The organism is Prauserella sp. PE36, assembly GCF_003311655.1.
In the GTDB taxonomy this organism is placed as follows: domain Bacteria; phylum Actinomycetota; class Actinomycetes; order Mycobacteriales; family Pseudonocardiaceae; genus Prauserella_A; species Prauserella_A endophytica.
In genome coordinates this window covers 57,479-82,761 of sequence record NZ_QEQT01000101.1, presented here as the reverse complement: position 1 = coordinate 82,761, position 25,283 = coordinate 57,479, and the positions used below count along the sequence as shown (strand labels likewise).

The following is a 25,283-nucleotide window of genomic DNA, read 5'->3' as shown; positions in this document are numbered from 1 at the left end:
GGTGTGATGGCGGAAGATCCGAGGAAGCGCGTCGAGCTGCTCTGGGGAGCCTCCGAGCGGCCGAGCCGGGGCCCGAAGCCCAAGCTGACGCTGGAGGACATCGTGGCCGCCGGGGTGCGCGTCGCCGACGAGGAGGGCCTGGAGGCCCTGTCGATGCAGCGCGTGGCCAAGGAGCTCGGCTTCACGACCATGTCGCTGTACCGCTACGTGCCGAGCAAGGAGCGGCTCGTGGAGGTCATGCTGGACCGCGCCTCCGACGGGCCGCCGGTCTTCACCGGCGAGGTGCGGGACTGGCGCGAGGAGATCGAGGCGTGGGTCCGCGCGCTGTGGGCGATGTACCGGCTGCACCCGTGGGCGCTCGAGGCCAAGGTGAGCGCCCCGCCCATCGGGCCGGGCCAGCTGGCCTGGTTCGAGGCGGCGCTGCGGCCCCTCGCCCACGCTGGACTGACCGACGGCGAGCTGATCTCGACGGTCATGTTCCTGCTGGGCGCCGTGCGGGAGCTGGCCGGGATCGCGTTCGGTGTCGAGCGCGCCCGCGCGCAGGCCGGGATCAGCGCGGCGGAGTCCGAGGCAGGCTACGACGCCCTGCTACGCGAGTTCGTGGACGCCGAGCGCTTCCCCTCGCTGGCGAAGCTGGTCAGCGAGGGCGCCTTCGCACCGTCCGGCCTGGCCGACGAGGGCGTGGACCTCGATCTCGACTTCGGCGTGCGGCGGGTCCTCGACGGCATCGAGGCCTACGTGGCGGCCAGGCGAGGCTGAGCCCGCTTCCGCACACCTGCCGGGGAACGGTCCGGCTCCGGAAAGAGTCCGAGGAGATGTGCGGGCCGGTGTCGAATTCGCGCCGCCGGGTCCGACGTACTGGTGAAGGACCTCGGAAGGAGCCCGCCATGGACACCACCAGCCGCCGCTCGCTGGCCATGCTGAAGGCCGTCGCCGCCGGCCGCGCGCAGCTCACGTGCAGCCGCGAACCCGACCTGTTCGTCGACGGCGTGCCGTGCTGCGACCAGTTCACCGCGCACGCGCTCAGCCACCACGGGCTCATCAGGCCGGGCAGACCCGGCCTGATCGGGCAACGGGTGCCCGCCGTGCTCACCGACGCGGGGCGGGAACTGGTCGCGAAGCAGCCGGTCGCCGCCTGAGGGCGTTTGGCACGGCCCGCCGGAGAACGGATCGGCCATTTGTCACGCCGATGACAAAGAAATGGCGTCCACCCGGACGGGGTATTGAGCCCGGAGCTTTCCCGCCACCATTCTCGTACGGCAATTCCGGCCCCGAGAACCGAGGAAGCTCAATGACGAGACGACCGCCCTTCGCCCGCGCACTCGCCGCTTTCGCCTTGGCCACCGTCACCGCGCTGGGGGCCGGAACCGCCCAGGCCACACCACAAGCGGAAGCTCCGCCCCAGAACAACTTCGTCTCCGCGCTCGCCTATTCGCTCGCCCACCCGACGGCGACCCCGCCCGGCGCCAACGATTTCTCGTGCCGCCCCGGACCGGAACATCCGAATCCGGTGGTGCTGGTGCACGGAACGTTCGAGAACCGCTACAACAACTGGGCCGCACTGTCACCCCGGCTCGCGGAACAGGGCTATTGCGTTTTCGCGCTGAACTACGGCGGCCTTGCCGGGAACCCGATCCAGGGCACCGGCGACATTCCCGCGTCCGCCGCCCGGCTCGCCGCGTTCGTCGACGACGTCCTCGCGGCGACCGGCGCCGAGAAGGTCGACCTCGTCGGGCACTCGCAGGGCGGCCTGATGCCGCGGTACTACATCGATAACCTCGGCGGCGCGGCCGAGGTCGCCTCGCTCGTGGCGCTCACGCCGTCCAACCACGGCACCACGCTGTTCGGGCTGAGCAAGCTGCTGAACGTGATCCCCGCCGAGCTCGTCAACCTGCTGTGCGCCGCGTGCCGCCAGCAGTTCGCGGGCTCGGACTTCCTCACGGAGCTGAACGCGGACGGCGAGACCGATCCGGCGGTGGACTACACCGTGATCGCCACCGTCTTCGACGAGGTGGTGACGCCGTACACGTCCTCGTTCCTCGCGCCGGCTCCGAACGTCACCAACCAGACGCTGCAGGACTTCTGCCCCGGCAGGCTCACCGAGCACGTCGGGATCTCCTACGACCCGGCGGCACTGCGGCTCGTTGAGAACGCCCTCGATCCCGCGAACGCGAGCCCGCCCGTGTGCTGACGGGGCCGCCACAGCCACCGGACCAGGCCGGGCACCCCGCGCATGAGCACTTCTGCGTCAGCCGGGCCCTAAACTTGTCAATGACTAGACTCGTCGTAGGATGCCCGCATGGCCGCACTCCGCTCGTACCACCACGGCGACCTGCGCCGTGCCGTTCTCGACGCCGCGATCGAGGTGATCACCGCGGAGGGCCCAGGCGCGGTCAGCCTGCGTGACCTCGCCCGGCGCGCCGGCGTCTCCCACGCCGCGCCCGCGCATCACTTCAAGGACAAGGCCGGCCTGCTCACCGCGCTGGCCGTGGAGGGGTACGAGCTGCTCGCGGCGGCGTTCGGGGAGGCACTCGGCGCCGGCTCGGCCAGGCTGGAGGAGCTGGGGGTGCGCTACGTCCGCTTCGCGCTGGACCATCCCGCGCACTTCGAGGTGATGTTCCGGCCGGACCTGCACCACCGCGACGCGCCCGAGCTCGTCGCCGCGCAGGAACGCACGGGCCGGGTGCTGCGCGACGGGGTCGCCGCGATGCCGGCCGCCCGGCGGGGCGACGACACTGGGCTCGCCACGATCGCCGCGTGGTCGCTCGCCCACGGGTTCGCGACCCTGTGGCGGGGCGACAACCTCCGCCGCCTCGTGGCCGATCGCGCACCCGAGGACCTCTTCCGGAACACGGCAGGCCTGCTCTTCGGCGAACGCGGCTGAGGGCGCCGGAGCGCAGGGGCCGAACCGCAGTGAAGGCCACCTTCACTGCGCCCAACGCAGTGAAGGTGGCCTTCACTGCCGAGCCTGAGCCGCGCCGCTAGCTCGCGAGCGCGGCGAAGACCAGGTGCTTGATCTGGTCGGCGTCGGTGTGCCGGTGCCGGGCCATCGAGAGGTCGTGCACGATGTTGAGCGCCGCGTGCACGGCCAGCCGCGCGTAGCTGGTGCGCGTGTCCTCCCGCACGGCGACCACGAGCCGCACCCACTGCTCCACGTGCTCGCGCTGCACCTTGCGCAGCGCGTGCCGGTCGTCGGCGGGCAGGTTCCCGTACTCCGACAGGTAGACCGCGGCCAGGTCACTGTCCAGATAGGAGAACTCGATGTAGGCGTCCACCAGCCTGCGCAGCGCCTCCCCAGGGTCGCGCGCCCCTTCGATCGCCGTGCTCGTGGCGACGGCGAGCCGGTCGGCCGCCCGGTAGTAGACGGCGGCGAGGAGGTCGCCCTTGCTGGCGAAGTGCCGGTACACGCTGGACCCGCCGATACCGGCGGCGGCACCGATGTCCTCCATCGTCACGGCGTGGAACCCGCGCTCGCGGAACGGCCGCAGCGCCGACACCAGTAGCCGCTCGCGGCGGGACACGAAGTCGCCGATGGCGGCCGGAAGCGGGTGCCCGTTCCCGGCGGCGGCGAGCCGGGGCGGCAGCCCGGTGGCGAGCACGCCCAGCGCGATCGCGCGCAGCCCAGCCGCGGCGACCCTCGGGGAGACCTGCGTGCGGTGGGTGGAGAGACTCGCGATCGCGCTGCACGCCGCGGCCGCCAGCGTCGTGCGGTCGGCGGCGGGCAGCCGGGGCCGGGCCTTGCCGAGGAGGTCGGCGATCGCGCCGACGAGCGAGGTGATCGTCGCGGTGAACCGCGCGTGGTCGTCCGCGTCCAGGTAGCGGCGCTCCCACTGGTAGAGCTGCACGCCCCGGCGCCGCTCGACCACGACGGCGCTCAGCGCGCGGACCACCTGGTCGAGCCGTTCCCACGGCGGTCCGGAAGCGGGCACCTCGGCCAGCACCCCTTCGATCGCCGAGGCGAGGTCCGCCGCCGCGTAGGCCAGGATCGCCTGCTTGTTCCGGAAGTGCTTGTAGATCGCGGGGCCCGTGATGCCGGCCTCGGTCGCGATGTCCCCGAGGCCGACGGCGTGGTAGCCGCGTTCGCAGAACAGGTTCGCGGCGATCGTGGCGAGCTGGGATTTTCGGTCGGTCCGGCTCCGGGTCGGCGCCGCGGGCACGGGCTCCGACTGCTTCATCGCGTGACCTCCGACTCGCACAACCGTTGTCCTGGCTAACGATTCGACTCTACTCGGGCGGATCGAGCACGACTTGACAACGACCCATGTCAAACAGCTAGGTTAATCGGGATTCGCAACGGTGCCATCACGGAGGCCAGTCATGGACGACGACACCATGGCCGGAGCGGGCGAGCTGCCCGGGCCCGGCTCGGTGACGTGGGAACGCTTCGCCGCCGCACCGGGGGTCTTCCTGGCGGGCACCGGCCTGCTGCTGCAGGTGGCGCATCCGGTGGTGGGCGCCGGGGTGCTCGACCACTCCGAGTTCAAGGAGAAGCCGTGGGTGCGGGCCTGGCGCACGCACCTGTCGACCATCCGCTTCGTGTACGGCATGGGCCAGGGCGCCCACGCCGAGGGCCGCAGGCTGCTCGAGCTGCACAAGGGCATCAAGGGCGTCGACTCCGAGGGCAGGCGCTACCACGCGCTCGATCCCGAGGCCTACGCGTGGGTGCACCTCACGCTCGCGAAGTACATGGTGGACACCGCCGCGTGGTTCGGCGAGCCCTTCACCGACGCCGAGCTGGAGCGGATGTGGCGCGAGTTCCGCGCCGTCGGCCTCGCCCTCGGGATCAAGCCTCAGCACCTCGCGCCCGGCTGGAAGGCCGCGCAGTCGCACTTCGACGAGATGGTGAACTCGACGCTGGAGGCCAACCGGAGCACCGAGGACGTGCTGGCCGCGCTCACCCACCCGAAGAAGCCGTGGCCACTGCTCCCGGATCCACTGTGGAAGGTCGTTGCGGTGCCGTCGGGCAGGCTGGTGCGGATGACGACGGTGGGTACCCTGCCTCCCGTGCTGCGCGAACGGCTCGGCCTGCCGTGGACCGATCGTGACCAGCGCAGGCTGGAACGCTTCGCCCGCACGGTGCGGGCGATGTACCGCAGGGCACCCGAGCCGCTGCGCCTCGCCCCGCTCGCCTACGGGGTCGTGCTCCGCGCCCGCAAGAGGGCGCGTGCGAATACCGGTTCACCAAGGTCCGTACGGGCGGCGTGATGAGCTTCGAGGCGCCACCGTCCCGCACGGCGCTCGGCGACGCGTTCACGCAGGTCGGCATGCTGCTGAACTTCTCCGTGCGCACCTTCTCCACACTCGGCACCGTCCTCGCCCGGCGCAGGCTCGCCTGGCGTGAGGTGCTGGAGCAGGCATGGTTCCTCGCGTCCGTCACCACCTTCCCGTCCCTGCTCGTCACGATCCCGCTCGGCGTGGTGGTGGCGCTCAACGTCGGCTCGATGGCGGGACAGCTCGGCGCCGAGGGCTACGGCGGCGCGGTGGTGGCGTTCGTGATCGTCGCGCAGGCCTCCCCGCTGATCTGCGCGCTGATGATCTCCGGCGTCGGCGGCTCCGCGATGTGCGCGGACCTCGGCGCTCGCAAGATCCGCGAGGAGGTCGACGCCATGGAGGTGATGGGCATCCCCGCGGTGGAGCGGTTCGTGGTGCCCAGGGTGCTCGCGGCGATCCTCGTCACCGCGCTGCTGGCCTGCCTCGTGATGGCCGTCGGGATCACCGCGAGCTTCGCGTTCCAGGTGATCGTGCTCGGCGACTCGCCGGGTAGCTTCCTGGCGAGCCTGACCCAGTTCTCCCGGCTGGAGGACTTCCTCGTCGCCGAGCTCAAGGCCGTGTGCTTCGGGATCCTCGCCGCGCTCGTGGCGTGCTTCAAGGGGCTCACGGCCAAGGGCGGTCCGAGCGGCGTCGGCGACGCGGTGAACGAGGCGGTGGTGCTGGCGTTCATCCTCGTGTTCGTCGCCAACACCGTGCTCACCGAGCTGTACTCGGCGATCGTGCCCGCACGCGGGGCGTACTGATGGCGGTCGGCATCCTCGGCGGGTACCCCGCACGCGCTGCCAGACCGGTGGTCGACGCCTTCGCCGCGCTCGGCCTGCACTCGACGTTCTACGCCAGGGTCCTGCTGCACGTGCCCACCGCGATGCGGCGGTACTGGCGGCACGTCATCCGGCACGTCAGCGAGATCAGCTTCGGCTCGGCGTCGCTGCTCGCCGGGGGCGGCACCATCGGCGTCGTCTTCGCCATGTCGGCCGTCGCCAGCACCCAGATCGGCCTCGAGGGCTACCGGGGGCTCGACCTCATCGGCCTCTCCCCCATGACCGGCCTGATGTCCGCGCTCGTCAACACCCGCGAGATCGCCCCTGTGGTGGCGAGCATCGCGCTCGCCGCCAAGGTCGGGACCGGGTTCACCGCCCAGCTGGGCGCCATGCGGATCTCCGACGAGATCGACGCGCTGGAGACGATGGCCGTGCCCTCGCTGCCATTCCTCGTGAGCACGCGCATGGCCGCGGCGTTCATCTCGGTGATCCCGCTGTACCTGGTGGGCCTGTTCGCCTCCTACGCGGCGACCAACCTCGCCGTGGTCAACATCAAGGGCCAGTCCAGTGGCACCTACGACTACTACTTCCACCTGGTGCTCACGCCCACCGACGTCGGGTACTCCCTGCTCAAGGCCGTGATCTTCGCGATGATCATCACGCTGGTCCACTGTGGATACGGCTACTACGCCGGCGGCGGGCCCGAGGGCGTCGGCAAGGCGGCTGGCCGCGCGCTGCGCACGAGCATCGTCGCCGTGACGGTGCTGGACGTCGTCCTGACGCTCGCGTTCTGGGGCCCGAGGCCCACGTTGCCGGGACTGGGGACGTAGGCATGGCACGGGAGACCAGCAGGGCCTCGCTCGCGCTGCGCGGGCTCGCCGTCGCGATCGCGCTCGTGACGGGGTCGGTCGCGCTCGTCGCCACCGGCGAGGGCTCGTCCAGCGGCGGCGCCGCCGTCACCGCCACCCTCCCGGTTTCGGCGGGTCCGATCCGGGACGACTCGCCCGTGCAGTTCCGGGGTGTGCCGGTCGGCAGGCTCGCCGCGGTCGACGGCGGTCCCGGCGGTTCGAACCTGAGCCTGGACCTGGATCCGGCGCTGCTGGACCGGGTTCCCGCCAACGTCCAGGTGCGGCTGCTGCCCAGGACGCTCTTCGGCGACCAGTACATCGACCTCGCCGTGCCACGGGGCGCCGAGCCGGAGGGCAGTCTCGCCGGGGGCGCCGTGCTCACGGCCGACACCTCGGGCCGCACGGTGCGGCTCTACGACGCCTACGCGCGCCTCTACGAGCTGATCACGGCGCTGCGCCCGGCCGAGTTGCAGGCCGCGCTGACGGCGCTGGCCGACACGCTGCGTGGCCGGGGTGCGGAGCTGGGCGCCATGATCGACGACGCCGCCGAGCTCACCGGCACGGCGCGGCCACTGATCGACTCGCTCGGCGAGGACCTCACCACCGTCGCCGAGCTGGTCCGCGACCTCTCGGCGAGCGCGCCGGACCTGATGCGTGCCCTCGACGACGCCGTGGCCCTGTCGCGGACCGTGGTGGCCGAGCGGCGGTCGCTCGGTGAGGTGCTCGCCGCCGGGATCGACCTCACTGCCCAGTCGGAGCGCATGCTCGTCGGCAATGCCGATCGCGTCATCCGGCTCGCGCACAGCACCGAGCCGATCGCCGACGTCCTCGGCCGTCACCCCGATGCCGCCGAGGAGGTGCTCGACGCGGCCGGCTTCTTCCTCCAGGGCGCCGAACGCGTGTTCGCGACCGGCCGGTTCAAGATCAGCGCGGCGCTGACGTTCGACCAGCCCTACCCCTACACCGCCGAGGACTGCCCTCGCTATCCCGGCCTGGACGGCCCCAACTGCGGCGATCCGGTGCCCGCGCGGTCCGAACAGCGGACACCCGCGCCGGGCGGGCTCACCGGCCCGGTGGGCAGCCCGCAGGAGAAACGGACGGTCGAGGAGCTCACGCCGCTGCTGCCGGAGCCGACCGCACGGAACCAGCAGCCCGACCTGCTCACGCTGCTGCTCGGCCCGCTGCTGCGCGGCTCGCGGGTGGTGGTCCCGTGAACGTCCGCGCCACCCTCGCCAAGCTCACCGCGTTCGTCGCCGTGTGCACGCTCTCGGCGGTGCTCGTGATCAACACGCTCACCGATCCGCTCACCGGCGACACGGTGACCTACCACGCCGTGTTCACCGACGCGCAGGGACTGAACCCGGGTTCGCGGGTGAACGTCGCGGGCGTGCGCGTCGGCAAGGTCACCGCGCTGGAGCTGCGCGACGGCCGGGCCCACGTGACGTTCGAGGTGCGGGCGGACCAGCGCGTCGCCGCGAACGGGCAGGCCGTGATCCGCTACGCCGACCTGCTCGGCTCCCGCTACCTCGCGCTCACCGACGGAGAGGGCGAGCTGGAGCCCGGCGCGACGATCCCGGTGGAGCGCACCAGGCCCCCGCTCGACCTCACCGCGCTGTTCAACGGGTTCAAGCCGCTGTTCGACGCGATCGACCCCGGGCAGGTTAACCAGCTCGCGGGCGAGATCGTCGCCGTCTTCCAGGGCGAGACCACGTCGATCGACGGGCTGCTCAGCAAGGTGATCTCCCTGACCGGCACACTCGACAGCCGCGACGAGGTGCTCGGCGAGGTCATGACCAACCTGACCGCGGCCATGGACACGATGAACGCCCACCGCGACGACCTGCGCGGGCTCGTCACGAGCCTCGCCGACCTGACGTCGTTCGCCGCGGACAGCCGCGGGGAGATCGCCGCCGCGCTCGACAGCGGCTCCGCGCTCGCCGGCTCGCTCACCCGCCTGCTCGGCGACATCGAGCCACACCTGACGGGGGATGTGCGGGCGCTCAAGACCGTGAGCGGCGAGCTCGTCGCCAACCAGGAACGCTTCGAGACGCTGCTGCGGGGGATGCCCGACTTCATGGGCACGGTGGGGCGGACCCTCGACTACGGCACGTGGGTCAACGTCTACGTCTGCAATCTCAGCATCGACATCATCGGCGGCGCCCCGCTCGACCTCGGCATGGGACCGCATTCGGAGGTCTGCCGATGAGCGGTTTCCTCGCTCGCCGCGGCCCGGCGTTCGGCGGCGCCGTCGCAGCGCTGGCGCTCGCGGTGCTCGTCGGCGCCGCCATTCTCGTGCCGAGGCTGACGTTCCAGGCGTCGACCGACGCCTACACCGCCGAGTTCGCCAACGCGGCCGGGCTCACCGAGGGCGACCAGGTGCACGTCGCCGGCGTTCCGGCAGGGCGGGTCACCGGCGTCGAGCTCGCCGGCGACCGGGTGCGGGTGCGGTTCCGGCTCGACAACGGCCAGCCGCTCGGCGAGACCACCACCGCCGCGGTGAAGCTTGCGACCGTACTCGGCACCCGCTACCTCGCGGTGCGGCCGGGCGGGTCCGGAACGCTCGCGGACGGCACGATCCCGCTGCACCGCACCCAGGTGCCCTACAGCCTCGACGCCCTCGGCACCGACGCCGTGCGCACCACCGAGGAGCTCGACACCGGGCGGCTGCGCACCATGATCGCGACGCTGCAGGACAAGGCGCCGAACGGGGAGCTGCTGGGCCAGGCGCTGGGCGGGGTCAGCCGCGCGACCGAGATCGTCGGCGACCGCAACGGCCAGTTCCGCGACCTGCTCGGCGGCGTGCGAACGCTCACCACCGAGCTGCTCGACCAGCGCGAAACCCTCGTCACGATGCTCGGCGACGCCGAGCTGGTGGCGCAGACGCTGAACTCGCGCCGCGCGGTGATCCGGCAACTGATCACCGACGTCGACACGCTCACCACGGCCCTCGACGAGCTGCTGCGCGAGAACGAGCCACTGCTCGGCCCGCTGCTGAACGACCTGCACACCGTCACCGACACGCTCGCGCGCGGGGACGCCGCGATCAGCGAGGTGCTGCGCTTGCTCGGGCCCGGCAGCCGATACCTCGCCAACGCCACCGGCAACGGGCCGTGGGGCGAGGTCGCCGGACCGGCCGGGCCGATCCCGGACAACCTGCTGTGCCTCGCCGGACTGCTGGAGGGCTGCCGATGACACGCTCGCTCTCCCGCACGCTCTCCGTCGTCCTCGCGCTGGCGCTCGTCGCGGCCGTCGGCTGGTACACGTTCCTCCGGCCGGAGCCGCAGCTGCGGATCTCCGCCGACTTCCCCTCGGCGAGCGGCGTCTTCGCCGGCAGCCGCGTCGCCGTGCTCGGCGTCCCCGTCGGCACCGTCGAGGAGGTCGAGCCCCGCGGGGCGACGGTGCGGGTGACGATGAGCCTGCCCTCGGACACGCGCGTCCCGCGCGACGCGCACGCCTACATCATGAGCCCCGCCGTGATCAGCGACCGGTTCGTCGAGCTCTCCCCCGCCCACACCGGCGGCCCCGCACTCGCCGACGGCGCCGTGATCCCGGTCCAGCGCACGCACACGCCCGTGCAGTGGGACCAGCTGACGGATTCGCTGCACGAGCTGCTCACCGCGCTCGGCCCCACCGGGGCCAACGCCGAGGGCGGCGTCGGCGCGCTCCTGAGCAGCGCCGCGGACTCGCTCGGCGGCAACGGGCAGGCCCTGCGCGACGCCGTCACCGACATCACCCAGGCCACCGACCTCGTCGCGGGCGGCACCGGCGACATCGGCGCCGTGCTCGACAACGTGGACCGGCTCGCGCGGCTGCTCGCCGACCACCGATCCACAGTGGACACGCTGACCACCACGGTGTCCCAGGCGGCGGGCGACTTCGCCGAGCAGCAGGACGCGGTGACCCGGTCCATCGACCAGCTCTCCCGCGCGCTCGGCACGTTCGGCAGGCTGCTGGACGAGCACGGCGACCAGCTGACCGGCGACCTGTCCCGGCTGACCGACCTGAGCACCAACCTCGTGGCGCACCAGCGGGAGCTGGCCGAGACGATCGACACGCTGCCACTCGCGCTCGACAACTTCAGCCGCGCCGTGACCGACGACGAGCGGCTACGGCTCCGGCTCGACATCTCCACCAACCTCAGCCAGTTCCCCGCCACCGCGCGGCTGTGCGAGCGGATCCCGATCCCGCTCTGCTCCGGCGCGGGCCTCTACAACCCGATCCCGTTCCCGCCCCGGGTGCCGGACGCGCTCGGGCTCGACGCCGCGCTGAACGGAGGTGGCCGATGAGACGCCTCGCGTGGCTGCCCCTGCTCGCCACCGCCGCGCTCGCGTCGGGCTGCGGGCTCAGCCTGCAGAACGCCGCGGGCATCTCCGGCGCCGAGGGCCCGGTCTACCGCGTCACGGCCGAGTTCACCGACGCCGCCGGCCTGCCCGTCGGCGGTATGGTGCAGATCGGCCAGGCCACGGTCGGCCGCGTGGCGGAGATCCGCACCGAGGACTACCGCGCGATCGTCGAGCTCGACATCCAGTCCGATGTGGAGCTTCCCGCGAACACGCGCGCCAGGCTGGAGCTGACCTCCGCGCTCGGTGAGGAGTTCGTGGTGCTCGAGCCGCCGCCGCGGCGGGACGGGCCGACGCTGGCGCAGCGCCCGGCCATCCCGCTGGAGCGCACCTCCCGCGGCCCCGATGTGGAGAGCACCCTCGCCGTGGTGGGCACGCTGCTCAACGGCTCCGGCATCGACCAGGTTCGCACGATCGTCAGCGAGGCCAACACGGCGCTCGGCGGCCGCGCGGGTAAGGTCCGCGGCCTGCTCGCCGAGCTCGACACGGTGCTCGGTTCCCTCGACGCCCGCAGCGGTGAGCTCGTCAGCGCGATCGACTCGATGCACGCGCTGTCTGGTCAGCTCGCAGCGAACCGGCCCACGCTGGAGCGCGCGCTCACCGAGATCGAGCCGGCGTTGCGGGCACTGCTGGCCGAACGCGAGCGGTTCACCGCGCTGCTCGGCAACGTCAACTCGCTGGGCACCGCGGCACAGGGCCTGCTCGACGAGACCGGCTCGGCGTTCACCGGCCAGCTGGCCCGGCTGCGGCCCGTGCTCGACAACCTCGCATCCCTTCAGGGCAGGCTCGGCCCCACGCTGACGAGCCTGCAGAACTTCACCGTGCTGCTGCGGGAAGCGACCCCCGGCGACTACCTCATGCTCGACGGCACGCTGGAGGTGCCGCTGACCATCGCGGAGATCCTGAACCCCGACTTCGGTGGCGCGTCCCAGCCGGTGGTCGGCGACCTGACCGCCCTGCTGGAAGGCGGTGCCAGGTGAACCGCCTCGCCGTCGTCCAGCTCGCCCTGTTCGCCGTCATCGGCCTGGCGTGCAGCTACTACGTCGCGACCAACGTGCTGGGCCCGACCGCGCTGCGCGACCCGCTCACCGTCACGGTGCGGATGCCCGACACCGGCGGCGCGACGATCGGCTCCCAGGTCACCTACCGCGGTGTGGGCGTCGGCGAGGTCACCGACGTGCGCATCGCCGGGAGCGGGACCGGCGTGGACGTGGTGCTGTCGGTGGACCCGGACAGCCGCATCCCGGCCGGTGCGACCGCGGTGGTCACGATGGACAGCCCGCTCGCGATCCTGCGGGTCGACCTGCGGCCGGAGCACGAGAACCCGCCCTACCTCGCCGACGGCGCCGTCATCGAGGGCGAGGACACCCGCAGGCCGCTGCCGCTGGAGACCCTGCTCGAAGACTTCATGGCGCTCGCCGACACGCTGCCCGCCGACGACGTGGCCGTGGTCGGCGAGGCACTCGCCACGGGACTGAGCGGCACCGCGCCCGAGCTGACCCGCACCGTGGACAACGTCCGCGAGCTGCTGGACCTCGCCAGGGAACGAACACCGCAGATCCAGCGGATCATCGACAACGGCAGGCTGCTCGCCGACGGCGGCAGGCTGCGCGAGCTGACCTCGGCACTGCGGTCGCTCACCGGCAGCCTGCGCGGCAACGAGCCCGCGATCCGCACGCTCCTGCACGACGTCCCGGCGCCCACGCGCCAGGTGGTGGACCTCATGCGGGAGAACGAACCCGCGCTCGCCACGCTGCTCGGCAACCTCGTGAGCACCACGCAGTTGGTGGGCATGCGGGCGCCCGCCGTGGAACAGCTGCTCATCTCGATGCCGCAAGCGTTCGGCGAGCTGGGCGGCATCGTCAAGGGCGACACCGCGAGCTTCTACCTCGTCGGCACGCAGGGACCGGTGTGCTACAACGACACACCACGCCGCACGCCAACCGACACCGCACCGCGCGAGCCGGTGCTCACGTGGAACTGCGTGCCCTCGGCCGACCTCGAGCAGCGCGGCGCGCTCAACGCGCCACGCCCTGGCGGGACACCGGCCCCGGTCCCCGCCTACGACGCCGCGTCCGGGCAGGAGATGCCTTTCCGGCTCGGCGCGACGGGCGGGCAGAGCTCCGTGCTCGGCCCCCGGTCCTGGTCCTCGATCCTGTTGCAAGGAGTCCAATGATGCGCATCACCATCGCCGACCGGAAGCCGTCGCCGAAACCCAGGTCCACAGTGGACGAGAAGCCGGAGGACGAGGACGAGGCCGGCACCACCGACGACACCCCGCCCACCGAGGAGGACCCGCCCGAGCAGAGGTCAAGGCGGCCGAGGCCGAGACTGCTGCTGGCCGTGCTCGCCGTCGCGGCGCTGCTGGGCGCGGGCGGCTACCTGGGCGCCCGGTTCGCGGCGCACCAGGCCGCCGAGACGGCTCGCACCGAGGCGCTCGCCGCGGCGAAACGCTACGCCACCGATCTCTCGTCGTACGACTTCAACGACCTCCAGGGCAACTTCAGCGCCGTCGAGGCAGGCGCCACCGGGAGGTTCGCCGAGCAGTACCGGCAGGTGAGCCGCAACCTCACCGAGCTGATCAAGCAGCACGAGGCCGTCTCCAAGGGGGCGGTGCTGACGGCCGGCGTCGTCGAGGCCGACAGCGACCGCGCCGTCGTGGTGCTCTTCGTGGACCAGACCATCACCAACACCAACAGCCCGCAGCCACGCATCGACCGCAACCGCATGCAGATGACCCTGCTGCACCAGGACGAGCGCTGGCTCGTCGACGACGTCAAGCTGCTGTGAGAGGAGCACCCGCTGTGACAACCGCATCCGAAGTCCGCGAGAGCGCCGGGACCTGGACGGTCCCGTCCCTGATCCGCCGCAACGCCAGGGAACACGGCGGTAAACCGGCGCTGACCGGCAACGGCACGACGCTGAGCTGGGCGGAGCTGCGCGAGGCCGTGGCCTTCGCCGCCCACGGGCTCAAGGCCGCCGGGCTGCGGCACGGCGACCGCGTGCTCATCGACGTCTCCGCCAGGCCGGAGCACTGGGTCGCCGACTTCGCCGCCGTGCACCTCGGCGCGCTGCCGTGCACGACCTACGCGACCCTGAGCACCGAGCAGGTCCGCCACGTCGCCACCCACAGCGCGGCCACCGTGATCGTGCTGGAGGGCGCCGCCCAGCTGCACCGGTGGGGCCCGGTGCTCGGCGCGCTGCCCGCGCTGCGCGCCGTGGTCGTCCTCGACGCCACCGCGATCCCGGAGGGCGACGCCCGGTTCGTCGCGTGGGACGACCTCATGAGCGGCGGCGGCGAGCTGCACCGCCGGGATCCGGCCGAGCTGGAGCGCTGGACCGACGCCGTCCGGGCCGCCGACCCGGTGACGATGATCTACACGTCGGGCACCACCGGCACCCCCAAGGGCGTGGTGCTCAGCCACACCAACGTCATCTACCAGAGCGCGGCGCAGGAGCTGCTCAACCCGGTGGAGCCGAACCCCCGTCTGGTGGCCTACCTGCCGCTGGCCCACATCGCCGAGCGGGTGCTCGGCATGTACCTGCCGGTGTTCAGCGCGGCCCACGTCACCGTCTGTCCTGATCAGACACAGCTGCTGCCCACGCTGAAAGAGGTGCGCCCGCACGGTTTCTTCGGCGTGCCGAGGGTGTGGGAGAAGATGGCCGCCGGGATCCAGGGCATCCTCGGATCCCTGCCGCAGGCGCACCGCGCGCCGATCGACAAGGCCCGCGAGGTGGCCGCGCGGGTGTACGAGATCCGCGCCGACGGCAGCGAGCCGCCCGCCGAGGTCGCGGCGGCGTTCGGACAGGCGGACGGCGCGGTGCTGCGGCCGCTGCGCGAGCAGCTCGGGCTCGACAAGGCGACCCGCTTCGGCAGCGGCGCGGCGCCGATTCCCGCTTCGGTGCTGGAGTTCTTCGGCAGCCTCGGCATCACGATCATGGAGGTGTGGGGCCTTTCGGAGACGACGGGCGCGGCGACCACGACGTTCGTCGACAAGTACCGGGCGGGCACCGTGGGCATGCCGATGCCGGGCATGGAGCTGCGGCTGGCCGAGGACGGCGAGATCGAGGTGCGCGGCCCGCTGGTGTTCGAGGGCTATCTCTCCGCCGACGGCACCATCGAACGCGCGACCGACGACGAAGGCTGGCTCGCCACCGGGGACATCGGCACCGTCGACGACGACGGCTTCCTGCGGATCACCGACCGCAAGAAGGAGCTGATCATCACCTCCAGCGGCAAGAACATCGCTCCCAGCAGGGCCGAGGGCCTGCTGCGCACGCACCCGCTGGTGGGCTACGCCGCCGTCATCGGCGACCAGCGGCCGTACGTGACGGCGCTGCTGGTGCTCGACGAGGAGGCGGCGCCCGCGTGGGCCAAGGCGCGCGGCCTCGAGACCACGGACCTCGGCGAGCTGGCGGCGCACCCGGTCGTGCGGGAGGAACTGCAGCGCGCCGTCGACGGTGCCAACGAGGAGCTGTCCCGGCCGGAGCAGGTGAAGCGCTACCACGTGCTGGCGAGGCCGTGGACACCCGAGAGCGGCGAGCTGACGCCCACGCTGAAGCTCAAACGGCGCGTCATCGCCGACCGCTACGCCGCCGACATCGAGTCCCTCTACGCGACGGAGGTAAAGACCACACAGTGACCGTGCGTTCCCGCCCGCGAGTCGCGCACCCCGGTCCGCGAGTGCGCACTCCGGTCCGCGAGTCGTGCGTTCCGGTTCGCGAGTCGTGCGTTCCGGTTCGCTTCGGCCCGGGGGCGGGAACGGGCAACTCACGCCCGGAAGGGGCACTCGCGGTCCCGAACGCGCAACTCGCCGTCCCGAACGGGGGACTCGCCGTCCCGAGCGCGCAACTCGCCGTCCCGAACGCGCAACTCGCCGTCCCGAGCGCGCAACTCGCGGGCCCGAGCGCAGAACTCGCCGTCCCGAACGCGCAACTCGCCGTCCCGAGCGCGCAACTCGCCGTCCCGAACGGGGGACTCGCCGTCCCGAGCGCGGAACTCGCGCGGGCTACGCGCCCAGGATCGAGAGGGGGTGGTCGTAGAGCTGCGTCAGCAGGCCCGTGCACGCCGCCATCGCCTGCACGTCGGGTCCGAACTGGGTCACCTCGACCAGATCGGTACCCGGTAGCGCGGTGGTCTCCCGGAACGCGCCGAGCAGTTCCTCCAGGTAGGCGGGCGCGTCGGTGACGGCCTGCCCGCCGAGTACCACCAGCTCGGGGTTGACGACGTCACGCAGGATGCCGACGGCGCGCCCGAGCGCTCTCGCGCGCTCGGTGAGGATCCGGTCGGCGTCCTGGTCCCCGGCCGCGGCCGCGCCGCGGAGCAGGCCGAAGTGCGGCTCGGCGATCACGCCCGCGCGCACGGCCCGCTCCACCACGGCCCGCTCGGCGACCGTCGCCTCGAGGCAGCCGGTGCGGCCGCAGGCGCAGCGCACGTCACCGCCCACGGGCAGGTGGGCGATGCTGCCGGACTGGCCGGGCCCCCGGTGCAGCACCCCGTCCACCGCGATCGCGACGCCGACCATCTCGCGCGCGTAGAAGTACAACGAGCTGTGCGCCCTGCCCGCCGCGCCGAACAGCAGCTCCGCGGTGGCCATGGCGGGCACGTGACCGTCGAGGTGCACCGGCAGCCCGGTCACACCCTCCAGCACGGCGCGGGCGGGCACGCCGCGCCAGCCCAGCGGGCCGTGGTGGAGCAGCCCGTGCTCGGCGTCCACCTGCCCGCCGATGGCGAGGCCGACGCCGATGATCTTGCGCTCCGGCCAGCCTCGCAGGAACGCCCCGACCTCGTCGGCGATGGCGCCGAGCACCTTCTCGGGCTCGCCCGACGGGGTCGCGATGCGCTCGCTGCCGAGCAGCCCGCCGCGCAGGTTGGTGAGGCCGTAGGTGGTGGTCGTGATGCCGATGTGCACGCCACACGCGGCGATCACGTCGTCGTTGAGGTCCACCGGCACCGTGGGCCTGCCCACCTCCCTCGTGGCCGGCAGGCCGGGCACCTCGCGCAGCAGCTCCAGCTCCGCGAGCGCGGCGACCTGACGGCTCACGGTGGGCATGCTCAGCCCCGTGAGCCGCGCGATGGCCGCGCGCGAGAGCGGGCCGTCCGCCCTGATCGCGCCCAGCACCGCCGCGGCGTTGGACTCGCGGACCCCTCCGGCCCCCGGCACGTCCCGGACCGCCGCGGGCAACCTTTTCGCCACACCCAACCTCGCTTTCTTCACGGGTGAAATCAATACGTCCGTCGCTGCCCTGTCAAACGATTCCGGCACTCGGGATGATCGCCACAGTTAATTTCACGGCATTACCAATGATTTAATTTCACGCATTAAGAAACACCTTGCAAGTAATCCTTTCAAATCGTGAGAAATGTTGGACCAGCTCGTGGACGTCTGCCACGATCGGGGCATGGGAGGGCAATCGGCAGTGCTCGTCGAGCGGCGGCACATCGACCTGCTGCGGGTCGGTTCCGCCTTGTGCCGCGCTTTCTGAACAACGTCCCCGCCCTCACCGCGGCGCTGAACGCTCGCGGTTTCCTTCGAAGCTGAGGTCTGCATGCAAACACTCCTGCTGTTCGGACTGGCCGGTTTTCTCGCGCAGCTCGTCGACGGCTCGCTCGGCATGGCATTCGGCGTGACGGCCACCACGACGCTGGTCGCGGCGGGCACCGTGCCCGCGGTGGCCTCGGCGGCCGTGCACCTCGCCGAGGTGGGCACGTCGCTGGCCTCGGGGATCTCCCACTGGAAGTTCCGCAACATCGACTGGCGCACGGTGGGTATTCTCGCGCTCCCCGGCGCGCTCGGCGCGGTGCTGGGGGCCTACGTGCTGACCTCGCTCTCGACGGAGTCCGCCTCCGTCTGGATCACCACGATCCTGCTCGTGCTCGGCCTGTACGTGCTCATCCGGTTCGCCTTCCTCAAGCTCGGCAAGCTGATCACCACGAAGCGCCCCGGCGCCCGCATGCTGGCGCCGCTGGGCCTGGTGGCCGGGTTCGTGGACGCGAGCGGTGGCGGCGGCTGGGGCCCGGTGGCCACCACCACGCTGCTCTCCTCGGGCAGGCTCGAGCCGCGCAAGGTGGTCGGCTCGGTCGACACGTCCGAGTTCATCGTCGCGCTGGCCGCGAGCGTCGGCTTCCTGTTCGCCCTTTCCGACGAGCACGACCTGAACTACACGGTGGTCGCCGGGCTGATGATCGGTGGCATCATCGCCGCCCCGTTCGCCGCGTGGCTGGTGCGCAGGCTGCCGCCCCGCATCCTGGGCGCCGCGGCCGGCGGGCTGATCGTCTTCACCAACGCCAGGACGCTGCTCAAGGAGTTCGAGGCAGGTGACACGCTCACCACGGTCGTGCTCACCGCGATCGGCGTGCTCTGGGCGGTGGGACTCGCCGCGGCGATCCGCTCGGTCCGCGAGGAGAAGCGGGTCAACGAGATCGCCGGCGAGACCGACGCCGACCCGGAGCGTCAGCCGGCTCCCTGAGCCCGCAACAGGACCGGCCGCCGCGGTGGATCACCGCGGCGGCCGGCTCGCGTCAACCGCGCTGTTCGTAGACGCCGAACTCGTCCAGCAGCGCCTCGTCACGCAGCAGGGTGTCCCTGACCTCGTGGCCGAGCACCTGCGCCACCCCGGCGACCAGCGCCTGCGTCAGCGCCGTGAACGCGGTCACCGAGCGCAGCACCGCCGGGCCGGCCGCGTCCACGAAGAACGCCTGCTCCACCAGCGGCACCAGCGGCGACGACGCGTTGTCCGTCAGCGCCACGCACCGCGCCCCTCGCTTGCTCGCCCACTCCGTCGCGCGCACCGTGTCGGCGCTGTAGCGGTGGATGGAGATCGCTACGAACGCGTCGCCGTCGCGAACCCTGCGCAGGCTGTCGGTGAGCGACCCGGCCTCCCCCGTGATCGTCTCGGCGTCCTCCCGCACCATCCGCAGCAGGTAGCCGAGCAGATAAGCGGGCGCGTGGCACTTGCGCAGCCCGAGCACGTGCACGCGGGGGGCCTCCGCCAGCAGCCGCACGGTGGCGTCCCAGCTCGCGTCGTCCAGCCGCGCGAACGTCCTCGCGATGTTGGCCGAGTCCAGCTCCGCGGCCTGCCGGGGCAGCCAGCCGCCCCCGCCGTCGCCCCGCTGTTCGAGGCTGTCGAACCGGCGCAGCAGCTGGGCCTGCTCGCGCAGCCGCTCCCGGCAGACCCGCTTGAGCTCGGGGAACCCCTTGAAGCCCACCGCGGTGGCGAAGCGCACCACGGTCGCCTCGTTCACGCCCACCGCCGACGCCAGGTCGGACACGGTCATGAACGCGACGCCCTCGGGGTCGGCCAGCACCCGCTCGGCGAGCAGCCGGTGGGAGCGCGACAGCTCGGGCAGCGTGCGCTGCAGCCGCCCGGCCAGCTCGTCGAACGTCGCGGGTGCGTCGGTCGTCATGCCCCCATCATGCCGTGCGGCCCCGCTCAATGGCCGCGATGATCTCCGGGCGCAGGTCCTGCGGCCGGATCACGGCGTCCACCGAACCGACCTCGACGGCCCGCCGGATGCTGTGCACGCCGTCGAACTCGGCGGCGACCTCGCCCAGCTTCTCCGCGCGCACCGCCGCGCGCACGTCGGCGAGCCGCGTGCTCAGCTCCGCGCGCTCCCCTCCACTCGCCTCGGCGATCCGGGCCTCGAGCTCCCGCACGCGCTCGTCCGCCGCCGTGCGCGCGTTGACGTCGCCCGCGAACACCACCGCCGCGGCGGGCGCCCCGCCGATGACCGACGCGAACGAGCCGTCGACGGCCAGCACCGTCATCGACGGGTTGAGCGCCTTGGAGAACACCACGAATGCGCCGCCGTGGTACCGCGAGATCACGCAGAACACGATCGGGCCCTCGAAGTTGACGATCGCGCGGCCGATCTCGGCGCCGTACTCCAGCTGCAGCTTGCGCATCGACTCGGGCGAACCGTCGAACCCGGACAGGTTCGCCAGCACCACGAGCGGCCGGTTGCCGCTCGCCGCGTTGATCGCGCGCGCCGCCTTCTTCGACGAACGCGGGAACAGCGTGCCCGCGGTGTAGGTGTCCGGGCCGTCGGTCGGCGGGAACCCGCGCCTCGGCACCGACCTCGACTCGATCCCGAGCAGGCACACCGGATATCCACCCAGATGCACGTCCTGCACCACCGCGGTCTCCGCGTCAGCCATGCCGGCCCAGCGCTCCAGCACAGGGTGGTCCTGGTCGGCCACGGCGCGCATCACGGTCCGGATGTCGAACGCCTTCTTGCGGTCCGGGTTGGCCTCGCGGGAGAAGATCTCGCCAACGGTCGTGAAGTCGCTGCCGACCACGTTGTGCGGGAAGTCCGACACGTCCCGGTCGACCGGGTCGGAGGTCGGGGCCCGGCGCGGACCGCCCTCGCCCGGCACCACGTAGGTGTGGTCGTAGTGCGACATCAGCACGTCCCGCGCCCCGGCGAGGTCGGCCGCCCAGTACTGCGCCTGGCCGTTGGGGCCCATCACGCGGTCGTAACCGCCGATGCCGAAGTTGTCCTCGGCCGAGACGCCGCCCGAGAAGTCCAGCGACTGCTTGCCGGTCAGCACCATCGCGGAGTCCGGCGTCATCACCAGGATTCCCTTGGTGTGCATGAGCATCGTGGCCTCGGCGTTCCAGTACGGCTGCGCGCCGACGTTGATCCCGGCCACCACGATGTTGATCTCGCCGCCGTCCTGGGTGAAGTGGACGATGCGCTTGAGCGCCGCCGCGACCCAGTCCATGTTCTCGGTGCCGGAGTTCATCGCGATCCGCGCGCCGGCCGACAGGGCGAACCACTCGACCGGCACCCGCATCCGCTCGGCGAGGTCGAGCGCGCCGATCACCCGCGCGCACTCGGGCTCGGACAGCGCGCCGAGCGCCTTGGTCGGGTCGCCGAGCAGCACGACCCGCGTGACGCCCTCGGGGTGCCGCGCCGTCGGCGTGGTCACCACCCCGGCCACGATCCCGGCCTTGTTCCGTCCCTTCGGCCGGTCGACGGGCACGAGCTCGCCCTTGTCGTCGAGGTCGTGCTCGGTGAACGTGCCCTCCGGCCCGGCGAGCATGTCGGTGAGCTCGTAGGGGTACACCGTGTCGCGGCGCCGCGCGCGCAGCACCTTCTGGCCGTAGTCGTCGAGCGGCTGGATGAGCTCCGTCGGCGGGTCGGTGACACGCACGCGCACGCCGGAGCCGACGTGGTAGGAGATCCGCACCGCGATGTCGGTCAGCTCGCCCGACTCCGGGGCGCGTTGCCTGCCGAGGAAGAGCACCTCCTCGAGGCCCGCGCCCGCCGTGGTCGGCAGGACGCGCCGGGCGATGGCCTTGAGCTCGTCCATCGTCAGCTCGCTCGGCGGCCACACATAGAGCAGCACCCGGTTGGTGTCGAACCGCTTCTTCGCCGGCCGCCGCGCCTGCACGTTCCGGATCGCGTCGAGGCACGCGTCGAGCGTGCCCTCCACGGCGGGCAGGGCGAGGATGCGGCCCTCCGAGTCGCGAAGCGGCGTCAGGTCGCGCACCTGCGCCATGGCGACGAGCCGCTCGTCGGACTGGTTCTGCGGGGCGACGCACCGGAACAGGTGGACCTCCTCGTCCGCCGAGGGCAGCCGGGTGAGGTCGAAGTTCTGCCAGCGCTTGAGCTGCAGCCGCTGCGCGATGAGCGGGTGCAGTCCCCGGATGAGCCGCTCCTCCGTCAGCCCCGCCGCGGACGGCCGGAACGTGAAGTGGTGGTGCATGGCGGCCCCGCTGCGCCCGGCGACGCTCGTGGTGATCCGCCGGACCTGACCCGGCAGCGGCACCGCCGCGAGCACCTCACGCAGCCGCGCCGACATCGCGTCGACGTCCTCGGGCTGATCGGCCCAGGTGAGGTAGACGTCGGCCACGAGGGCGGCCGGCGCCTCGGCGCCTCCGGCCACCTCGGCGACCGCGCGCAGCGCGTCGGTCAGCTCGGCGAAGTCCGCGGCGGTGGCCACGAGCCGCAGCCTGCTGCCGTCGAGGTCGTACTCCGCGGCGACGCACGAGCGGCCCGCCACCCGCAGGTTGCGCACGTCCTGCAGGTTCCTGCTGTGGTAGTAGCGGCGGCTCAGCACCTCCAGCAGCGGCGCGAGGTCCGTGCCCGGCCTTCCGATCCGCTGCCCCAGCATCCGCACCAGCGGCTCGGGGCTCGCGACCATCTCCGCGATGCGCTCCTCGCGGTCGGGCGCGGCGGGGTGAGCGTCGAGGTAGCGCAGGTGGGCCCGGACACGGGTGTAGATCTCCGCGCGGTTGCGGCGCAGCATGGGCTGGGCGAACCAGCGGAACACCAGGCTCCGCGCGAGGTCGCCGACCACGGGGAAGCGCAGCTGGGTGGCGACGATGAGGTGCTCCAGCACCTGGCCCACCGCCTCGCGCACGGAGTTGCCCGGCGCGGGCTCGGTGAGCCACTGCTGCAGCAGCGTGGTCACCACCACCACGTCGGCGGCGGCTCGCTGCTGCGCGAGGAAGATCCGGAAGACGGCGTCCTCCAGCTGCGGCGTGCGCTCCAGGTCAGTGACGCCGTAGTAGGCGAGCACGCGCGAGAGCCGGTTCTGGAACGTCTCGGAGAGCCCGGCGCGCTCGACGTCGAGGCTCTGCAGGTAGGTGTGGAAGAACTCGCGGGCGCTGTGCACGCGGGTGTCGGCGCGGTCCTCCTCACCGGCGGGCCGGTTGCGGGTGAGCTCGGAGAGGTCCGCGAAGACGCGCAGCAGCTCCACCTCTCCGCCGACGGGCCGCTCGCCCGAAGCCGCCAGCTCCGCGCGGGCCGCGAGGTAGTCCGACAGCACGCGGCCCTGGTCGTGCGGGTCGACGTCGTAGCCGAGCAGCAGACTGCGCAGGTCGTCCAGACCACGCTCGACGCGCTGCCGCGCGGTGACATCGCGTGGCTCCGGTGGCAGCTCGAGGTCCGCGCCGGGCGCGCTCTCCCCGGCGGCCTCGTCGTCGGCGTCGGCCACGGGCTCGAGGCGCAGGAGCGCCGCGCCGGTCTCGACCTGGCTGCCCACGGAGACGGGCCGCTCCTTGAGCGTCGCGCGAAACGGCGCGCGCAGCACCGTCTCCATCTTCATGCTCTCCAGCACGAGGACTGGCGCGCCGGCCTCCACCTCGGCTCCCACCTCGACGGGCGTCGCCACCACCAGCGCGGGCGCAGGCGAGCGCACGACACCGCCCTCGTCGCGGCTGATGCGGTGGGTGACGCCCTCCACCTCGACGAGGTGGATCGGGCCGTGGATGCCGGTGACGAACCGGAACCGCCGCCCGTTCACCACGAGCTGGCCCGAGCGCGCGTCGAACCGGTCGATCTCGACGTCGACGGGCCGCACCTCGGCGCCGCCGTCGATGCCGACGCGGAACCGGCGGGCGCCGGTCCTCGCGACGCTCACGCGGTAGCCGGCGCCGCGCAGCTTGAGGTCGATGGGGCGGCCGCTCTCGTGCTGCACCTGCGGGCGGCCACCGTACGCGGTGGACAGCAACCGCTGCAGCTCGGTGCGTTCCTCGTCCTCGTACGCCTCGATCGCGGCCGCGGCGAGCGCGATGCCGGAGTGCCGGCACGAGACGAGGCGGCCCTCGCCTCGCACCCGGTCGATCCAGCCCGTGTCGGCGCTGGCGTCGATCACCTCGGGCTGGTCGAGCAGGTCGAGCAGGAAGCTCTTGTTGGTAGCGCCGCCCTCGATGAGCACGGTGGTCTCGGCGACGGCGCGGCGCAGGCGGGCCAGCGCCTCGTCGCGGGTGCGGCCGTAGGCGATGATCTTGGCGATCATCGAGTCGAAGTCGGCGGGGATCGTGTCGCCCTCGCTGACACCGGTGTCGACGCGGATGCCGGGGCCAGCGGGCAGGCCGAGCAGCGCGATGCGGCCGGGCGCGGGCGCGAAGTCGCGGTCTGGGTCCTCGGCGTTGAGCCTGGCCTCGACGGCGTGGCCGAGCTCGCGCGGGATCTCGCCGGTGAGGGTGCCGCCCGAGGCGACGTGCAGCTGCGCCTTCACGAGGTCCATGCCGGTGGTGGCCTCGGTGATGGGGTGCTCCACCTGCAGGCGCGTGTTCACCTCGAGGAAGGCGAACATCTTCTGGCCGGGGTGGTAGAGGAACTCGACGGTGGCCGCGCCGCGGTAGCCGACCGTGACCGCGAGGCGCTCGGCCGAGGCCTTGAGCTCGCGGGTCTGCTCCTCGCTCAGCAGCGGCGACGCGGACTCCTCGATCACCTTCTGGTTGCGCCGCTGCACGGAGCAGTCGCGGACGCCGAGCGCCCACGCGGTGCCCTGACCGTCGGCGATCACCTGCACCTCGACGTGCCGCGCGCCGGTGACCAGCCGCTCCAGGAACACGACGCCGCTGCCGAAGGCGCGGGCGGCCTCCTGGCTGGTGCGCTCGTAGGCGTCGGCAAGCTCCTCGTCGGAGGTGATGACGCGGATGCCCCGGCCCCCGCCGCCCGCGGTCGCCTTGAGCATCAGCGGGTAGCCGATCTCCTTGGCGGCCAGCAGCGCGGCGTCGAGGTTCTCGACCGCGCCGCGGCTCCACGGCGCCACCGGGACGCCGACCTCCTCCGCGATGAGCTTCGCGCCGATCTTGTCGCCGAGCTTGCGCATCGCCTCCGCGCTCGGCCCGACGAAGGTCACGCCGAGCCGCTCGCACAGCTCCGCGAACGCCGGGTCCTCGGCCACGAAGCCCCAGCCGACCCACGCGGCGTCGGCCCTCGTCTCGACCAGGGCGCGTTCCAGCACGGCGAGGTCGAGGTACGGGCGCGCCGAGGCGGGGCCGAGCAGGTAGGCGTGGTCGGCCTCCCGCACGAAGGTCGCGGTGCGGTCGGCGTCGGTGTAGAAGGCGACGGTCTCCATCCGCGGCCCGCCTTCGGCGTTGCGCTCCCGGACGGCATGGATCAGCCGCATCGCGGCCTCTCCCCGATTCACGATGGCGATGCGAGTGAACAAAACCGGCAAACCTCACAACTCACGAGCAACACGAAAGGCGACGACCGGTTCGCGGCCGTCGCCTGCACCTTGCCTCGTACTCTTCCGGTTACCGGCGGGTCGGCAAATGATCGGACTCAACCACGCCCCGCGCCCCGGCTTTGTAGGGTG

21 protein-coding genes are annotated in these 25,283 nt (G+C 72.3%); 17 read left to right on the top strand and 4 right to left on the bottom strand.

What is annotated here, in order from left to right:
- Nucleotides 1-6 precede the first annotated feature (6 nt).
- The 4 genes from DI005_RS32715 to DI005_RS32700 all read left to right on the top strand — a co-directional run bounded on the left by DI005_RS32715 (nt 7) and on the right by DI005_RS32700 (nt 2,884).
- Nucleotides 7-759 (top strand): TetR/AcrR family transcriptional regulator, encoded by a 753-nt coding sequence (locus tag DI005_RS32715; protein ID WP_113644660.1) that lies wholly within the window; start codon nt 7-9, stop codon nt 757-759.
- A 128-nt stretch (nt 760-887) separates the two neighbouring features.
- Nucleotides 888-1,139 (top strand): hypothetical protein, encoded by a 252-nt coding sequence (locus DI005_RS32710; protein ID WP_199543411.1) that lies wholly within the window; start codon nt 888-890, stop codon nt 1,137-1,139.
- 152 nt (nt 1,140-1,291) lie between these two features.
- Nucleotides 1,292-2,191 (top strand): triacylglycerol lipase, encoded by a 900-nt coding sequence (locus tag DI005_RS32705; RefSeq protein WP_113644659.1) that lies wholly within the window; start codon nt 1,292-1,294, stop codon nt 2,189-2,191.
- A 108-nt stretch (nt 2,192-2,299) separates the two neighbouring features.
- The gene (locus DI005_RS32700) at nt 2,300-2,884 is read left to right on the top strand and encodes a TetR/AcrR family transcriptional regulator (protein ID WP_113644658.1); all 585 of its coding nucleotides are present in this window, start codon (nt 2,300-2,302) and stop codon (nt 2,882-2,884) included.
- Between the two features lie 97 nt (nt 2,885-2,981).
- Here DI005_RS32700 and DI005_RS32695 read toward each other — a convergent pair whose 3' ends face one another.
- Entirely contained in the window at nt 2,982-4,175 is a 1,194-nt protein-coding gene (locus DI005_RS32695) for a TetR/AcrR family transcriptional regulator (protein ID WP_112268773.1), read from the bottom strand.
- 142 nt (nt 4,176-4,317) lie between these two features.
- Between DI005_RS32695 and DI005_RS32690 the strand changes: the two genes are divergently transcribed.
- Genes DI005_RS32690 through DI005_RS32640 form a run of 11 tightly spaced genes read left to right on the top strand, consistent with a single transcriptional unit; the run spans nt 4,318 to nt 15,863 of the window.
- Nucleotides 4,318-5,205 (top strand): oxygenase MpaB family protein, encoded by an 888-nt coding sequence (locus DI005_RS32690; protein WP_113644657.1) that lies wholly within the window; start codon nt 4,318-4,320, stop codon nt 5,203-5,205.
- Nucleotides 5,205-6,014, top strand: a complete 810-nt coding sequence (locus DI005_RS32685) for an ABC transporter permease (RefSeq protein WP_113644656.1) — start codon at nt 5,205-5,207, stop codon at nt 6,012-6,014. Before DI005_RS32690 ends, DI005_RS32685 begins: the two co-directional genes overlap by 1 nt.
- Nucleotides 6,014-6,862 carry an ABC transporter permease gene (locus DI005_RS32680; protein WP_112268767.1) on the top strand — a complete coding sequence of 283 codons (849 nt, stop codon included), beginning with the start codon at nt 6,014-6,016 and terminating at the stop codon, nt 6,860-6,862. The genes DI005_RS32685 and DI005_RS32680 overlap by 1 nt, the downstream gene beginning before the upstream one ends.
- A 2-nt stretch (nt 6,863-6,864) precedes the next feature.
- Nucleotides 6,865-8,094: an MCE family protein gene (locus DI005_RS32675; protein WP_113644655.1), complete on the top strand. Its 1,230-nt coding sequence runs from the start codon at nt 6,865-6,867 to the stop codon at nt 8,092-8,094.
- On the top strand, nt 8,091-9,086 hold the full coding sequence (locus DI005_RS32670; protein WP_113644654.1) for an MCE family protein: 996 nt from the start codon (nt 8,091-8,093) through the stop codon (nt 9,084-9,086). The genes DI005_RS32675 and DI005_RS32670 overlap by 4 nt, the downstream gene beginning before the upstream one ends.
- On the top strand, nt 9,083-10,072 hold the full coding sequence (locus tag DI005_RS32665) for an MCE family protein (RefSeq protein WP_113644653.1): 990 nt from the start codon (nt 9,083-9,085) through the stop codon (nt 10,070-10,072). Before DI005_RS32670 ends, DI005_RS32665 begins: the two co-directional genes overlap by 4 nt.
- Nucleotides 10,069-11,166: an MCE family protein gene (locus DI005_RS32660; RefSeq protein WP_113644652.1), complete on the top strand. Its 1,098-nt coding sequence runs from the start codon at nt 10,069-10,071 to the stop codon at nt 11,164-11,166. Before DI005_RS32665 ends, DI005_RS32660 begins: the two co-directional genes overlap by 4 nt.
- Nucleotides 11,163-12,200: an MCE family protein gene (locus DI005_RS32655; protein WP_113644651.1), complete on the top strand. Its 1,038-nt coding sequence runs from the start codon at nt 11,163-11,165 to the stop codon at nt 12,198-12,200. The genes DI005_RS32660 and DI005_RS32655 overlap by 4 nt, the downstream gene beginning before the upstream one ends.
- Nucleotides 12,197-13,396 (top strand): MlaD family protein, encoded by a 1,200-nt coding sequence (locus tag DI005_RS32650; protein WP_113644650.1) that lies wholly within the window; start codon nt 12,197-12,199, stop codon nt 13,394-13,396. The genes DI005_RS32655 and DI005_RS32650 overlap by 4 nt, the downstream gene beginning before the upstream one ends.
- Nucleotides 13,396-14,010, top strand: a complete 615-nt coding sequence (locus DI005_RS32645) for a VirB8/TrbF family protein (protein WP_113644649.1) — start codon at nt 13,396-13,398, stop codon at nt 14,008-14,010. The genes DI005_RS32650 and DI005_RS32645 overlap by 1 nt, the downstream gene beginning before the upstream one ends.
- Before the next feature lie 14 nt (nt 14,011-14,024).
- Complete coding sequence (locus DI005_RS32640; RefSeq protein ID WP_113644648.1) at nt 14,025-15,863, top strand: long-chain fatty acid--CoA ligase; 1,839 nt, start codon at nt 14,025-14,027, stop codon at nt 15,861-15,863.
- A 366-nt stretch (nt 15,864-16,229) separates the two neighbouring features.
- Here DI005_RS32640 and DI005_RS32630 read toward each other — a convergent pair whose 3' ends face one another.
- Nucleotides 16,230-17,417, bottom strand: a complete 1,188-nt coding sequence (locus tag DI005_RS32630) for an ROK family transcriptional regulator (RefSeq protein WP_113644646.1) — start codon at nt 17,415-17,417, stop codon at nt 16,230-16,232.
- A gap of 166 nt (nt 17,418-17,583) precedes the next feature.
- Here DI005_RS32630 and DI005_RS39805 point away from each other — a divergent pair, with 166 nt between their 5' ends.
- Together DI005_RS39805 and DI005_RS32625 are read left to right on the top strand one after the other, a co-directional pair.
- The gene (locus tag DI005_RS39805; RefSeq protein ID WP_369973642.1) at nt 17,584-17,706 is read left to right on the top strand and encodes a putative leader peptide; all 123 of its coding nucleotides are present in this window, start codon (nt 17,584-17,586) and stop codon (nt 17,704-17,706) included.
- Between the two features lie 63 nt (nt 17,707-17,769).
- Entirely contained in the window at nt 17,770-18,690 is a 921-nt protein-coding gene (locus DI005_RS32625; protein WP_113644645.1) for a sulfite exporter TauE/SafE family protein, read from the top strand.
- Between the two features lie 52 nt (nt 18,691-18,742).
- Here the strand turns inward: DI005_RS32625 and DI005_RS32620 are convergent, their stop codons facing one another.
- Both DI005_RS32620 and DI005_RS32615 read right to left on the bottom strand, forming a co-directional pair.
- Entirely contained in the window at nt 18,743-19,627 is an 885-nt protein-coding gene (locus DI005_RS32620) for a MurR/RpiR family transcriptional regulator (RefSeq protein ID WP_113644644.1), read from the bottom strand.
- A gap of 7 nt (nt 19,628-19,634) precedes the next feature.
- Nucleotides 19,635-25,133, bottom strand: coding sequence for a carboxyl transferase domain-containing protein (locus DI005_RS32615; RefSeq protein ID WP_113644643.1), 5,499 nt, complete (start codon nt 25,131-25,133; stop codon nt 19,635-19,637).
- Nucleotides 25,134-25,283: the final 150 nt, after the last annotated feature.

Coding starts and splice junctions, on each gene's coding strand:
- DI005_RS32715 (WP_113644660.1), top strand. CDS start 7: ATGGCGGAAGATCCGAGGAAGCGCGTCGAGCTGCTCTGGGGAGCCTCC.
- DI005_RS32710 (WP_199543411.1), top strand. CDS start 888: ATGGACACCACCAGCCGCCGCTCGCTGGCCATGCTGAAGGCCGTCGCC.
- DI005_RS32705 (WP_113644659.1), top strand. CDS start 1,292: ATGACGAGACGACCGCCCTTCGCCCGCGCACTCGCCGCTTTCGCCTTG.
- DI005_RS32700 (WP_113644658.1), top strand. CDS start 2,300: ATGGCCGCACTCCGCTCGTACCACCACGGCGACCTGCGCCGTGCCGTT.
- DI005_RS32695 (WP_112268773.1), bottom strand. CDS start 4,175: ATGAAGCAGTCGGAGCCCGTGCCCGCGGCGCCGACCCGGAGCCGGACC.
- DI005_RS32690 (WP_113644657.1), top strand. CDS start 4,318: ATGGACGACGACACCATGGCCGGAGCGGGCGAGCTGCCCGGGCCCGGC.
- DI005_RS32685 (WP_113644656.1), top strand. CDS start 5,205: ATGAGCTTCGAGGCGCCACCGTCCCGCACGGCGCTCGGCGACGCGTTC.
- DI005_RS32680 (WP_112268767.1), top strand. CDS start 6,014: ATGGCGGTCGGCATCCTCGGCGGGTACCCCGCACGCGCTGCCAGACCG.
- DI005_RS32675 (WP_113644655.1), top strand. CDS start 6,865: ATGGCACGGGAGACCAGCAGGGCCTCGCTCGCGCTGCGCGGGCTCGCC.
- DI005_RS32665 (WP_113644653.1), top strand. CDS start 9,083: ATGAGCGGTTTCCTCGCTCGCCGCGGCCCGGCGTTCGGCGGCGCCGTC.
- DI005_RS32660 (WP_113644652.1), top strand. CDS start 10,069: ATGACACGCTCGCTCTCCCGCACGCTCTCCGTCGTCCTCGCGCTGGCG.
- DI005_RS32655 (WP_113644651.1), top strand. CDS start 11,163: ATGAGACGCCTCGCGTGGCTGCCCCTGCTCGCCACCGCCGCGCTCGCG.
- DI005_RS32645 (WP_113644649.1), top strand. CDS start 13,396: ATGCGCATCACCATCGCCGACCGGAAGCCGTCGCCGAAACCCAGGTCC.
- DI005_RS39805 (WP_369973642.1), top strand. CDS start 17,584: ATGTTGGACCAGCTCGTGGACGTCTGCCACGATCGGGGCATGGGAGGG.
- DI005_RS32625 (WP_113644645.1), top strand. CDS start 17,770: ATGCAAACACTCCTGCTGTTCGGACTGGCCGGTTTTCTCGCGCAGCTC.
- DI005_RS32620 (WP_113644644.1), bottom strand. CDS start 19,627: ATGACGACCGACGCACCCGCGACGTTCGACGAGCTGGCCGGGCGGCTG.